The 14,014-nt window shown below is 38.5% G+C and carries 12 protein-coding genes and 1 tRNA gene; 7 read left to right on the top strand and 6 right to left on the bottom strand.

Annotation, left to right across the window (positions count from 1 at the left end; all coding sequences use genetic code 11):
- Nucleotide 1 precedes the first annotated feature (1 nt).
- The 3 genes from C4S38_RS07695 to C4S38_RS07685 all read left to right on the top strand — a co-directional run bounded on the left by C4S38_RS07695 (nt 2) and on the right by C4S38_RS07685 (nt 2,285).
- Nucleotides 2-406: an acyl-CoA thioesterase gene (locus C4S38_RS07695; protein ID WP_103983237.1), complete on the top strand. Its 405-nt coding sequence runs from the start codon at nt 2-4 to the stop codon at nt 404-406.
- Nucleotides 407-409: 3 nt separating this feature from the next.
- The gene (dprA, locus tag C4S38_RS07690; protein ID WP_103983236.1) at nt 410-1,525 is read left to right on the top strand and encodes a DNA-processing protein DprA; all 1,116 of its coding nucleotides are present in this window, start codon (nt 410-412) and stop codon (nt 1,523-1,525) included.
- A 385-nt stretch (nt 1,526-1,910) separates the two neighbouring features.
- A complete protein-coding gene (locus C4S38_RS07685; RefSeq protein WP_146059461.1) occupies nt 1,911-2,285 on the top strand; it encodes a nucleotidyl transferase AbiEii/AbiGii toxin family protein in 375 nt (124 codons plus the stop codon).
- 342 nt (nt 2,286-2,627) lie between these two features.
- Here C4S38_RS07685 and C4S38_RS07680 read toward each other — a convergent pair.
- The 5 genes from C4S38_RS07680 to C4S38_RS07660 form a co-directional block, all read right to left on the bottom strand.
- Nucleotides 2,628-2,709: transfer RNA gene (locus C4S38_RS07680), tRNA-Leu, on the bottom strand.
- Nucleotides 2,710-2,806: 97 nt separating this feature from the next.
- On the bottom strand, nt 2,807-3,832 hold the full coding sequence (locus C4S38_RS07675; protein WP_103983234.1) for a S41 family peptidase: 1,026 nt from the start codon (nt 3,830-3,832) through the stop codon (nt 2,807-2,809).
- 1 nt (nt 3,833) lies between these two features.
- The gene (locus C4S38_RS07670; RefSeq protein ID WP_103983233.1) at nt 3,834-4,706 is read right to left on the bottom strand and encodes a DUF3316 domain-containing protein; all 873 of its coding nucleotides are present in this window, start codon (nt 4,704-4,706) and stop codon (nt 3,834-3,836) included.
- Nucleotides 4,707-4,709: 3 nt separating this feature from the next.
- A complete protein-coding gene (locus tag C4S38_RS07665) occupies nt 4,710-7,442 on the bottom strand; it encodes a DNA gyrase/topoisomerase IV subunit A (protein ID WP_103983232.1) in 2,733 nt (910 codons plus the stop codon).
- Nucleotides 7,443-7,882: 440 nt separating this feature from the next.
- The gene (locus C4S38_RS07660; RefSeq protein WP_103983231.1) at nt 7,883-8,689 is read right to left on the bottom strand and encodes a KilA-N domain-containing protein; all 807 of its coding nucleotides are present in this window, start codon (nt 8,687-8,689) and stop codon (nt 7,883-7,885) included.
- A 269-nt stretch (nt 8,690-8,958) separates the two neighbouring features.
- Between C4S38_RS07660 and C4S38_RS07650 the strand changes: the two genes are divergently transcribed.
- The 3 genes from C4S38_RS07650 (at nt 8,959) to C4S38_RS07640 (ending at nt 11,088) form a co-directional block, all read left to right on the top strand.
- Nucleotides 8,959-10,056, top strand: a complete 1,098-nt coding sequence (locus C4S38_RS07650; protein WP_103983230.1) for a BF3164 family lipoprotein — start codon at nt 8,959-8,961, stop codon at nt 10,054-10,056.
- Nucleotides 10,057-10,252: 196 nt separating this feature from the next.
- Nucleotides 10,253-10,696, top strand: coding sequence for a cold-shock protein (locus tag C4S38_RS07645; protein WP_099463954.1), 444 nt, complete (start codon nt 10,253-10,255; stop codon nt 10,694-10,696).
- A gap of 26 nt (nt 10,697-10,722) precedes the next feature.
- A complete protein-coding gene (locus C4S38_RS07640) occupies nt 10,723-11,088 on the top strand; it encodes an RNA recognition motif domain-containing protein (protein WP_103983229.1) in 366 nt (121 codons plus the stop codon).
- A gap of 56 nt (nt 11,089-11,144) precedes the next feature.
- On the opposite strand, the gene C4S38_RS07635 is transcribed toward C4S38_RS07640, so the two are convergent.
- Nucleotides 11,145-12,692, bottom strand: a complete 1,548-nt coding sequence (locus tag C4S38_RS07635) for an ADP-ribosylglycohydrolase family protein (RefSeq protein WP_200817950.1) — start codon at nt 12,690-12,692, stop codon at nt 11,145-11,147.
- A 206-nt stretch (nt 12,693-12,898) separates the two neighbouring features.
- On the opposite strand from C4S38_RS07635, the gene C4S38_RS07630 reads away from it, so the two are divergent.
- Nucleotides 12,899-13,999, top strand: coding sequence for an efflux RND transporter periplasmic adaptor subunit (locus C4S38_RS07630; RefSeq protein ID WP_103983227.1), 1,101 nt, complete (start codon nt 12,899-12,901; stop codon nt 13,997-13,999).
- The last annotated feature ends 15 nt before the right edge of the window (nt 14,000-14,014 follow it).

Genomic DNA, 14,014 nt, shown 5'->3' with positions numbered 1-14,014 from the left:
CATGAAAGAATATATTTTTAAACTGACAGATAAAGTGCGCGACTACGAATGTGACCTGCAGGGGGTTGTAAATAATTCCAATTACCAACATTATATGGAACATACACGTCATGAATTTCTGGAATCGCTGGGAGAAAACTTCGGTGCCATGCATGACAAAGGCATAGATGGTTTCGTATCGCGGGTAGAGATACAATACAAAACATCACTTAAAAGCGATGACAGTTATATCTCCGGCCTGAATGTATACAAAAAAGGGGTAAAACTCGTATTCGAACAGGATATTTACCGGGCGTCAGACGGTGCCCTCGCAACTAAGGGCATTGTAGAATCTGTCATTGTACAAGATGGCAAATTAACCAGGGGAGAGTATTTCGACGAAATGCTGAAACGATTGAACAAGTAATACATGACAAACAAACTGATTTACCAAATAAGCCTGACTATGATAAACGGGGTGGGAGATATCCTGGCCCGTCATCTTTTAGAAACATTCGGAGATCCCGAGGCTATCTTTTCAGAGAAAAAACAAACATTGGAAAAAGTACCGGGCATAGGAACACTGTTAGCAGCAGAGATCAAACGTCCGGAGGTATTCCTAAAAGCCGAACAGGAACTGGCCTTTATAGAAAAGAATAATATCACCCCCTACTTCCTGACAGACAACGAATATCCGGAACGTTTGAAGCAATGCCCGGACGCTCCGGTTTTATTTTATTTTAAAGGAAATGCCAACTTAAACCAGAAGCATATCATCAGTATCGTGGGGACACGCCATTCAACTGACTACGGACGCGAATTAACAGCCGGATTAATCGATAAAATGGCAAGTCTTTTACCAGATACGCTAATTGTTAGCGGACTGGCCTACGGTATAGATATCTGTGCTCACAGAAATGCATTAAAGAATCAATTGGCAACGGTAGCTGTCCTCGCGCACGGACTAGATCGCATTTATCCCTCTATACATCGCAATACGGCAGTAGAGATGCTACCACAGGGTGGTCTTCTCACCGACTTTCCCAGCAAAACAGAACCAGACAAACCTAATTTTGTAAAGCGCAACCGGATTGTCGCTGGACTGGCGGATGCAACTATCGTTATCGAATCTGCCGACAAAGGAGGGTCTTTAATCACTGCCGATATTGCTTTTTCGTATGGCAGAGATGTTTTCACATTTCCCGGAAGAGTTACAGATACACATTCCAAAGGATGCCATTTGCTAGTCAAACAAAACAAAGCAGGTCTTATCACCTCTGCCGAAGACCTGATATCAGCCATGCGCTGGGATATACCTCAACAAAAACAATCCGGCGCTATACAAACCGAACTGTCCTTTCCCGAAAGGGAAGATTTCACCCAGATACAATCATTACTTAATGAAAAGAAAGAACTTCACATTAACCAGCTGGCACTTCATCTGGACATAGCAGTCCATCAATTATCCGGAATTTTATTTGAAATGGAAATGAATGGAATAATTAAAACACTGCCGGGCAATATCTATGCACTGGTTAAAAACTAAATAATCCGCCTTACAGGATATTTATTTGCAATCTCTGTAAGGCGATTATACCTATATAAAAAAATTAAAGGTTGTCTCCCGACAACCCCTAACCAACTTTGTTAACCTTAAATCTAATACTATTATGAAAAAACCACATTGCAAATGTACATTCCAAAAACCTTTTTGTCAAGCATTTTCCGAATAATATATGTTAAGCCCCAAGGCCCCTATAGCCAAAAAGTGTTAGTCTGTATAAAACTACATACAATAGAACTAAAAACGTTTAAATTTAACATTTAAAATCAGCATTTCAAAGTAAAAAATGTACGTAAATTTATATCCGCAGTTTTAATATACTTCCCAAGATAAAAAGGTATGAAAGGTTACACAAAAAGAAGAATTCATCTTATTAGATGTGTTATTTGAAGATATACATTATAAAAATATCATAGAAACTCCTATCAATAGTGCATTGTTATTAATAGAAGGCTCCCCGAGATTGGTCAGAACACCAAATTTAGACAATATCCTTGGAGATAAATTAACAGCATTTGCACCAAAAACAACAGGAATTCCTTATATTAAGAATAATAATGAAATGGGAATGGAGATCATAAAACAAATGTATGACGTTGCATGTATATTTGATCATATTGAAAACATTAATACTGTCAGAAAAGTTTTTGATAATTTCTGTACTATCGAGCTTAAATATAGAAAAAACATACATACCAAATCTGACGTTTTAGATGATATTTTTTTCATTCACTATCTATAGGTCGCAAAGAACAAGTTATGGATTGTCAATGGGCAATCTTAGAAAGAGGGCTAAGATCTATTAAAAACTTCATTTTTTCTGGAAGCCTCAATGACATAATTGCACAACAGTGCGCTGCCAAAGCTGCATATTTGTCAATGCTATTAAAACATGAGACTCATAATCCCCAAAAATATGATCACAAAGTTGATATGACCAGTTGGAAAATCAATCAATTTCCAAATCCCTATAGATTTGATAATCCGCATCATTCTGCTTTTTCGTATGTTTCAGGAAATAAAAAATCCCTGAAAATCAATAGATTTTCAGGGATTTGCAAGTTTTTTTTTCTTTTTCAAGAAGTGCGGCTGAAGGGACTCGAACCCCCACGCCGTGAAGCACCAGATCCTAAGTCTGGCGTGGCTACCAATTACACCACAGCCGCTTTTGATTGCGGTGCAAAGGTAATTCTTTTTTAATAATACACAAATATTTCAGACAAGTTTTTATGACAAAAGTAAAGTTTTACCATTTACACCTTTTTATTTGCCATTTGTCTGTTCTTTAAGGAAAGATATTGCAGACTCTATCAGAGTATCTTTGCCCCGCTGGATATCGCCCGAAGTCATCTGGACATTAATATCCGGATTAATGCCAAATTCTGTATTCTGCTTACTTGCATCAAGCATCGGAGAAGCAGAAAATCGGACACTCCACCCATTCGGAAGTTCAGAAGTAAATGGCAAGCCACTTCCACCTCCGGTTCTGTCTCCAATTACCGTAACATAAGGCATCAGCATCATTTTCTGCACAAAGTCATTTGCAGAACTAAAACAATGACGGTTTGTTAACACCACAGTAGGGCGTAACCAACGTACGTGATCCATCGTTGGAGATAAATAGATAGGATAAGGATCGGAAAAATCGGCATGGCCTTTCCCCGTTTTGTGCTGTATATATCCTGTCAGCATCCTTTCTTCCATAAAACGGGCAGCAATACGATCGGCATAAGTCAACGAACCTCCTCCATTATCCCGTACATCAAAAATGAGCCCCTTACAATCTTTAAAATACAAGAACATTTCATCCAGGTTAGCTTCACCTACCCCACTGGAAAAACTGCCATAATAAACATACCCGAATTCGTCATCTGCCAACCGGGTATATTTCAATCCGCCTGCAATTTTATAATTAGTGCCTAAATAACGGCTTTGTACATCTTTATAAAAATTCGGAGCATAATCTTCATACCAAGCCCAGTAACGGGACATATCAAAAGATGATATAAGGTTTGTATGTCCATCTTTCAGTTCGTTCAGCATACTTGCCAAAACATCAAACATGGTATACCGGCTCATTGTATCCGAAATCTGTACACGGTAACGTTCATGCACTTCATCCCAATCAATATCCTTATATTCAAAAAAACAATAGTTTTCATCCACTATCTTCCATAAAGCCTCAAAATTAGCTGTTGGAGATGAAACGTATTCATCTGCTTTTTCACATCCTGAAAACAGAATAACGGGCAAAAGCAAACCGTACAATATATAGTATCGTATTTTCATTCTAATAATAAGTACTCTTGTATGTGTGTTTATTGTTCATTGCGCGTTTACCTCCGAAAGCCACAAATTCCTTTACGAAACCGAGCATAAAAGTATGCGTTATAATATGACTGCTTATTTGATTTACTTCTGTCTGGTATCGACTATTCAAATACCCCATCCGAATTGTCAGACAGCCTACCGGAAAATCGGCAGTAATATAATGTTTCATAGCAAACTTATTATGGAAAGAATTGAAATGAACCATCCCCGAATTATTTCCTAACCCGAACATCTCATAATATGATTGGTTATAATGTGGTGCAAAAGAAATCCCTGCAAACGGCACCATCAGCTGGTAACGGAATGTGACAGGATAATTTCTGACCCGAAAATTATAAATTGCCATTCCGGACAGGTTCAAATCGATATCGGCTTTTGCCGATACCGGATTATTTGTGTTTCGTGTATTATAAATACATCCGGCCAATAAATTTCCGGCTCCTCCGGCCAATAAATTTAATCCGGGCACAAAAACGGGGAAATTATAATAATACCCTAAAGTATAATCCAAGAACAAAGCATAATCTATCGCACTTCCCGCCGGGTTAAGTGTCTTTCCACCATCCAGACTCACAATTTGTTGACGGGTTACCTTATAATTTGCCAGTTTGACTCTTTTCATGCGTTCATCCATGACACGCAAAGTCCAGCCAGTATAATTAACCTCGTTTCCCGGTGTCAGATACGTATCCATTAAATGCATTCGTCCCGCCCCGATCATCGTTCCTTCATTTACCGTCCAATAGTCCCCTTTTTCTTCCGACTGTGCCACCACAGGCAAAATCGCCACAAAAAGAAAATATCCCGTCAGCAAACCAATTATTCGTCTCATAGGCTATTTTTCAAATAAATTCATCTGTCCTGTAATTTCGTCCAGAATATCTGAATCGCTTTTTCCATCGGCTTCTTCATCCTGTCCATTTCCATTATTTTTCTCTTCATGATCTCCTTGTTCCTTAGACGAAATAAAACGTACCGGCTCCAGTTCATTAATAGTTTCCACTCCAAATGTTGTGATACGCTTTCCTTTCGCTTTAAATCCCTTCACCGCAATGAACTCTTCTGCATCCAGCACCAAAGGTTCACGGAAAGAATCCAAGCCGCCAAATATCACTTCAAAACGGGGATAAGCTTCATCTGTCAGAATAAACAAACGGTTTTTCGGATTTTCACCCAGGAAATTCTGTTTCCGGCTACCGGCTTCCAATTGAAACCGTTTCAGATAAGGATAATTCTGATCGGCATCATAAAGTGCTGCAGTCCAGACTTTATTAGAATCAAATTTTTCAATTATGAGGATATTGGTATCGTAATGATTACTCAGATCAAAATTTGTCGTATAGAAATCTCCATTTTGCAAAATTACTAAAATCTGGTCATCGCTCTGGAATTCGCCCAGTTCCTCTCCGCGCCCATCATAATTCAGACGTAAAACATCCCGGTCAAACCAGACCTGGCGGCCTCCCAAAGTAGAAGAACCTTTCTGTTTCAAAGAAATCTTATGTATATCTGCTTTTGTCAGGATATTACCCATCGAAGCACGTCCTTTAATGGCAATATCACTAAAATCCTTTTCAAACACAAGCAACTTCTGGCGAGGCTTAGGTTTCAGTATCACTTTAATTGTCTCTGCTTCTCCATTCGGATTAGCACTGAAATAAAGTACGCGCGAGCCTTCCGTACCTTTTGTTACATCATATTCTTTATCACGCGTAACACCTGTTACGGCAAAGCGTTTGATAAAATTACAACCAGCTTTGCCGTCACGATACACAACATTGTAAATCGTACGGTTATCATTACGTTTAAATACATTTACATATAAAATATCTTTGCCGACAAACATTTTATCGCTAACCTTCACCACTTTATAAGTGCCATTCCGGTAGAAAATTATAATATCGTCTATATCAGAACAGTTACAAATATATTCATCTTTCTTCAGCCCCATGCCTATAAATCCTTCGGCACGATTAATATATAATTTTTCGTTAGCTTCAACAACTTTGGTCGCTTCAATCGTATCGAAACTGCGCACCTCTGTCATACGCGGATAATTCTTGCCATATTTCTCTTTCAGCATAGCAAACCAATCGATAGTATACGCTACAATATTATTCAAATGATTAGTAATACGCGTTATCTCTTCCTTAATTTGGGCTATCAGGCTATCACATTTATCCGAGTTAAATTTCAGGATGCGTCCCATCTTGATTTCCATTAATTTCAGGATATCGTCACGGGTTACTTCCCTTATGAAATTTGGTTTAAACGGCTCCAGACGTAAGTCTATATGAGCTATTGCCGCATCCATATCTTTTGCCTCTTCAAATGCTTTATCTTTATAAATACGTTCTTCTATAAAAATTCGTTCCAAAGAAGCGAAAAATAATGCCTCTTCCTGCTCCACTTTCTGGATTTCCAGTTCGGTACGTAACAACACCAACGTGTTATCCGTTGAATGACGGAGCACATCGCTCACTGTCAAAAAATGAGGTTTTTCGTCCTTAATAATACAACAATTCGGCGAGATGCTAATTTCACAATCCGTAAATGCATAAAGTGCATCAATTGTCTTATCAGATGATACACCGGCTGCCAAATGTACCAGTATTTCCACATTCTTCGCCGTATTATCATCGACTTTCCGGATTTTAATTTTACCCTTATCGTTCGCCTTCAGGATCGATTCTATCAAAGTAGAGGTAGTACGCCCGTATGGTATTTCAGTAATGACAAGAGTCTTATTATCCAGTTTATTGATTTTGGCACGAACCTTTACAGATCCCCCCCTCTCTCCATCATTATATTTGGAAACATCGATATACCCTCCCGTCTGAAAATCAGGATAAAGAGCAAACCCTTCTCCTTTCAGGTAAGCAATCGAAGCATCTAAAAGTTCATTAAAATTATGTGGTAATATCTTAGAAGACAAACCTACCGCAATACCTTCCACTCCTTGTGCTAAAAGCAGGGGGTATTTAATCGGAAGCGTTACCGGTTCTTTATTACGTCCATCATACGAAAGTTGCCAGGTTGTAGTTTTCGGATTAAAAACTGTCTCCAAAGCAAATTTAGAAAGACGAGCTTCTATATAACGGGGAGCTGCAGCGCCGTCTCCCGTTAAAATATTCCCCCAGTTACCCTGGCAATCTATCAGCAGATCTTTCTGCCCTAATTGTACCAACGCATCACCAATTGAAGCATCGCCATGCGGGTGAAATTGCATCGTATGTCCCACGATATTAGCCACTTTATTATATCGCCCGTCATCCAGGCGTTTCATGGAGTGAAGAATACGGCGTTGTACAGGCTTCAACCCATCATTGATATGCGGAACAGCACGTTCCAAAATAACATACGATGCATAATCCAGGAACCAATCCTGATACATACCCGATAAATGGTAGGTCACACGTCCCTCCGTCTTTGTAGGCACTCTATATTCCGAATGAGTTTCCTGGTTGGTTTCTTCTGCTGTATCCTGATTTCCGTCAGTTACCGGCTGGCTGTCCGTCTCTTCTAGCTCCTGTCTGTCTTCTTGTTCCGTAATATCTTCTGGTTTCATACAATCCTTTATAATAGGGTGTAAATATATAAAATATTACGGAAATAATAAAAACCGGAAGTTCCCCCATACAACATTTCCTTTTCAACGGTTTTACGATCCCTGCTTAATTGTATATTTTAAACCATCGGGATGTTTTTGGAAAATCATCCCGATGGTTTTATAAAATGATCCTGATGATTTAAAATAAACACATAGCGGAAATATAAATTTGAGCAAAGCGTAGCGAATTGGTTGAAACAGCGTTCGTTACGCTTTATTTTTCTATTGAGCAGAGCCAACGAAAAACAAACATGAGGCCAAACTACGCAAGAGTTCAGTTACCACCTCATTACCCCCCGTAACGGGTGCGGATTTCTTACTAAATGGTTATGTTTCTGTGATTTGCGTAATTTTGCATAGCTGTCGGTAACTCGCTGTAATATAGTTTTGTAACTTCTTTATTTCAACAGCTTACGATTTTGATTATCATTACTTTCCAATATGCTCATTTGATGGATAGCTATTTGGTTTAGTTTAACAAGACGTTCCCTTTGTGTCATATCATGTTCGATAAACACAGCATTTAGATTTTCCATATTCGACAAACAAATAAGTTCATTGATAGTAGCATAATCACGGATGTTTCCTTTCAGTTCGGGATTCGCTTCTCTCCATTGTTTTGCTGTCATACCAAACATCGCCACGTTCAGCACGTCAGCTTCATTGGCATAAATAATGCTTGCCTGTATCGGTGTGACTTCCATCGGAATAAGGTTTTGCTTTATGGCATCAGTATGTATGCGGTAGTTGATTTTCGACAATTCACGTTTCGCTGACCAACCGAGTAGCCTTTGTTCTTCTGTCTTTAGCCGCTGATACTCCTTAACAAGAAGTAATTGGAATTTAGGAGAAATCCACATACCAAAATGATATGCTATATCCCGATGTGCATATGTGCCACCGTAACGACCAGCCTTAGAACGAATGCCAATTGCACTGGTCCGTTCTATCCACGTTTTCACCGAAAGCACAAAATTGTTGCTTCCTGCCGCATTTTTAATTGTACCGAATTCGGTACAATTAAAATCGGGATTATACAACATTTCCCATTCGCCAAGATACTCGATAGTGCTTTTAAGGCTAAGCCAACGGAAAATAATATGCTCTTGCTGTTGGCTCCTTGCCATGTCTGTAAGGCTGATATAGTCTTCTTCATTGTACTTGACAACGCTAATATCTGTATTTTGAACGGTAATTTTTACCATTGTAATTGATGCATTGAGTTTCAATCACAAAGGTAGCTGTAATTTGTGAGGTTGCATTCTTTTTAATGGACTATCTACAAAGATAGGATGCAGTTTTTTGATAGTAGGCATTATTTTCCGAATAATTTTTGTAACTTTGTAAATACAAAGAGTATTTGACAGCATAGCACTGAAAATCGCTGAAATTCGCACGGTTGCTAATTCGTTACCTCTATTTCTCAAATAGTTGTATCAAACCTTTGAAAATCTAAAATAGTACAGCCCATCATATGAAAAAAACAAAAATAAAACACATTTCTGGTATTTCCCTTCTTTTTATTTCTGTATTTATATCAGGATGTACCCATGTACCCAATGAAACGATAAAGAACAATTCCTTTTCGGGAGAAATTATCAATATGGAAAATAAACCTGTTATTCAAACTCCTGTTTTAAAAGGATATCACATCCGTTTTAGGGAAGGTTACATAAAACCTGCAGGCCGCATATTTGTCAAAGGAGATACGTGCATTGTAGAAAATGCAGTAACTCAAAATGAACCTTACTTTTTAGCTTATTCATTGTCAGAGAAAAAGAGAATAGGCAAGTTCGGAATAATAGGAAACGGACCGAATGAAATGTTATATCCCGATTTTTCCGGTTTCAGAAACTGTCCCGGTTTTATTGGCGAAGTTTATGATAGTGGCATTTACAGGCATTTTTTGATCGACAATGATTTTAATATACACCTAGACTCTATCTGGACAAATATCGGAGAAACAATGAAACTTGTTTCTTCAGGCAATATGTCCTACATGGCTAAAAATGAGACAAGCGGAAATAGTTTATACTGTTACCATGCAGGGGATACGACAAAAACACGAATATATAATCTTGCGTTAGACCCTCAAGTACATGTATGGAGTGCCTATATAGGCAGTTTAGAAATTAATCCCGTGAGAAAGATATTAGTTTATGCTTACCAATATTTCCGGCAAATACATATCTTCAATTTAGAAACAAATACATGTACTATTATAAAGTATCCCGATCAGCATAAAAAACATAATGATATAAAAGACTGGCTGGATATAACCTCTGTATCATATTACTTAGATGTATCATTAGGAGAGCAATATATATATTGTCTATACAGTGGCAAAACTCCCAAAGATGTTATTGAAGATGATAAAAAAGACAATAAATTTTGTTTTTCAATAGAACAATATGACTATGATGGAAACTATATCCGGACTATACAAATCAATAAACGGACTCGCTATCTCTCGGTTGATGAATCCCGAAATAAACTATACGTTTTAAGTGTTTTCGATGATGAACCTCTATATGTATATGATTTACCACCTGTTAATACTCATAGAAAATGAATAATAATATAATCAAACAAAAATAAATCAAGAGTATTTAAGTGAATAACAAAATAATATCCATACCTTTGTAACATTGACAACCGGGTTTATTCTGAATCTTCTTTGTAAGTGTTTAATTCCGTTTTACTGTAACAGCGGATTTTCCATTATCAAAATTGACATCATTTGTATACCCCTTTAAACAAATTAATTAATGGCTAAAAGAATAACATCCGGGAAACGGGAAAGAGAAAAACTAAAACAAACCAAAAGAGAAGAAAAGCTAAAGAAAAAAGAAGAACGCCTCAATAAGGGCAGTCGTTCTTTTGAAGAAATGCTTGCTTACGTGGATGAAAACGGACTTATCCACTCTACCCCCCAGGATATTATGCCTAAAGAAGAAATTGACGCTTCCGAAATCCTTGTATCGGTTCCAAAGCAAACAGAGATAGAACAACCTACCGAATTTAATGGATTGGTAGAACATTTTAACAGCTCAAAAGGTTATGGTTTTATAATAGATACGGAAAGTAAAGAAAAATACTTCTTCCATATCTCTGCAGCTCCGGAAGAGATTGCAGAAGGCGACAAAGTGATATTTGAAATAGAACGTGGTACGCGAGGAATGAACGCCGTGCGAATCTCGATCATTAAATAAACAACAATTTTAATTTACAAAAGCAGATGAACATTTATGTTTCAAATTTAAGCTATGGCACAAGTAGTGACAGCTTACAGGATTTATTTTCACAGTACGGCGAAGTAACTTCAGCTAATATTATTACCGATAGAGAAACAGGGCGTTCACGCGGTTTCGGTTTCGTAGAAATGCCAGACGATAATGAAGGGCAAAAAGCTATTGAAGAGCTGAACGATACAAATTTTGAAGGCAAAACAATTTCAGTAAGCGTAGCACGTCCGAGAACAGAAAGACCTGCGGGCAGCGGATTCGGCGGCGGCCGCGGTGGTAATCGCGGTGGTTACGGAAATAACCGCGGTGGTGGTTATGGAAATAACAATCGCGATGATTATAGCCGTAGAAGATATTAATTCTTATTCATAACACAAAACGCCGTTCCGGAAAATCCGGAACGGCGTTTTCATTTCTATTGATAACGAACCGGTTCTTTCGGTTTATCCGAATACAGTACCAGATCATATACATTTATAGTTGCACCAGGCTGAGGGTTTAACCACTTAAAAGAAACCTCATGCACACCCTTAGGGAGTTGATACTTATAAAAAAGATCTTCCCGGCGACGAATCATATCAGCCGGAAGCGGAGCCGTCTCTACCAATTCGCCATCAATATAAGTCTCTACCCGAGCTACATACTTAGGATCATTACTTGATACAGCGCCCGTAACCGCAAAACCGATTCCATCAAACTCAAATTCTTTCCAATCCTGCAGATTTTTATTAACTGATTCTTTTTTCACTGGATAATGACCAGCAAAACATTCCTCAAAAGCCACAGGTTCGGGTGTCTGACAATGTATAACTATTTCACCATCTTCTATTTTTCCACCATTCCGCTCTATCACTTGCAAAGCTTGATTATAACTTAGCTGATAAACTTTATTAAGAGAAATATCTGTATAAGCAAACGGCAAATCTTCTACTTCATATAAATTTTTCTTCCAATATTCTGGAATTTTACTATAACCTAACATCGTACCTAAAATTCCACCTGCCGAAGCCGGGTTACAGTCGGAATCAAAACCGCACCGGGTCGAAATTTCCAAAGTACGGGCATAATCTCCCTCACCATACAATAAACCGATCACAATATAAGCACTGTTTATGACAGCATCAATATTATAATAGTTAAACACACCATGAGGCGATCCTTTGTCATTATCCCACTTAATTTTACATTGAGCCCAAGCTTGTTTCCAATCGTCAGGATATTGTTTATGCCAACGGATTACATCCGTAATACATTGATAGAATGTACTTTCTTTCGGAATAATGTTGATTGCTTCATTTACCACCTGTTCAATATCATCATAAACGAATGCCAACGAATACATCGCCCCAACAAAAACACCTCCATACCAACCGTTCCCATAATTCATGATATGCCCTATCCGGTCACATATTCCGGCTGCAGTATTAGGCATCCCCGGCGACATTAAGCCTGAAAAATCTGCTTCAATCTGAAAATCGATATCATCAGCATGCGGATTGCACAACCAATGACCGGAAGCAGGAGGCATCGTTCCATTCAAAATATTATACCGTGCTGTTTGATTCGCAGCCCATAACATATAATCAGCATTTGCAAAAGCCATAGCAAAAGAATCGACCGGGGCATCCAACCCCAAACGATCAAATACCTGTACAAATGTCAGATCCATATATACGTCATCATAAAGCCCGGGAAAAGTATCGAAATAGCCTTTTATAGCACCATCAGGCCATAAGATATCCACATAATCGGGAATAAAGACGCCATTAAATTTAAACTCGGTTGGCCCGCCGAAAGTACAACCGATTGTTTGTCCGGCCCATCCTCCCTTTATCTTATCCAAAAGAGTCTCTTTACTCATTTTTTTCTCAATCCGGACAGGTTCCTTATTGCTTTTAACACACCCGATAAACAAAAGCAAGCCAATGCATGCGCAAAAGATGTTTAGTTGTTTTTTTTTCATAACAGTATTCATTTATTTGTAACAGCATAACAATGAGCTACAAAAATAAAACAAAAAAGTGTATTTTCACATACAGAAAACATAAACAAACAGGCAAAAAACAATATTAAGATTAAACCTTTTTACTTACAGCTCGTCTAAACTTCCAATCTGTTGCGTATCTTCGCAAAAACAATTGAGATTTACAGAAAAAGTAAGAAAAGATCATGACAAAAAGAGTTAAATGGAGTGTAACCAGTGCAATTATTTTGTTAATAATCGGGATGATTGTGTATCCTCAATTCAAAAGTAAATATATCGCATCTAAAGCCCAGAAAGATGTTACAATTTCCACACCGGGTGCAACTGCTCAAAAACGGATTCTGAATATTAATGCAGAAATCCTCAGATACCAAACGCTTACCGACAAGATATTAAGTACCGGCAGCACCTTGCCCGATGAAGAAGTAGATTTGGCTTTCGAGTCGTCCGGCAAAGTGGTAGCCATTTATTTTACTGAAGGAACCCATGTCAAAGCAGGTGACCTGCTGGCAAAAATAAACGACAAACCTCTGCAGGCTCAACTAAAAAAGCTCGAGGCTCAGGTTCCTTTGGCAAAAGACCGCGTATATCGCCAGCATACTTTACTTGAAAAAGATGCAGTAAGCCAAGAGGCGTATGAACAGGTTGCCACCGAATATGAAAAACTAATGGCCGATATAGAACTGGTAAAAGCCAATATCGCTCAAACCGAATTGCGCGCGCCGTTCGACGGTATTATCGGACTTCGTTCAGTCAGCGAAGGAGCCTACGTTACATCCTCCTCCTCCGTTATTGCCAAACTGACCAAAATATCTCCTTTAAAAATAGAATTTTCCATACCCGAAAGCTATGCCTCCGAAGTAAAAGACGGCTCCCAAATCGTGTTCCGTATGGAAAAAGATGGCCTGTTACACGATTACAAGGCTACTGTATATGCAGTAGAAAGTAAAGTAGACACAGACACCCGTACTTTACGGGTCAGGGCAACCTATCCTAATACCGGCGAATCGATATTGCCAGGACGTTATACCTCAGTAGAAATTACCCGGCGCGAAATTAAAAATGCCCTTGCTATTCCCAGTGAAGCTCTGATCCCGGAAATGGGAAAAGATATCGTTTATCTTTATAAAAACGGAGTTGCCGAGCCTGCAGAAGTAAAAATAGGATTACGTACGGAAGACCGTGTACAGATATTGAGCGGATTAACATCCGGAGATACATTAATCGTATCCGGAGTAATGCAGTTGCGTACAGGAATGAAGGTATCTATTGATAATCTAGATTAACAAAAGAATAGTAGT

The organism is Parabacteroides chinchillae, assembly GCF_900108035.1.
GTDB lineage: Bacteria > Bacteroidota > Bacteroidia > Bacteroidales > Tannerellaceae > Parabacteroides > Parabacteroides chinchillae.
Note: the sequence above shows the minus strand (reverse complement) of the source record. Positions and strands in the feature narration are given on the sequence as shown.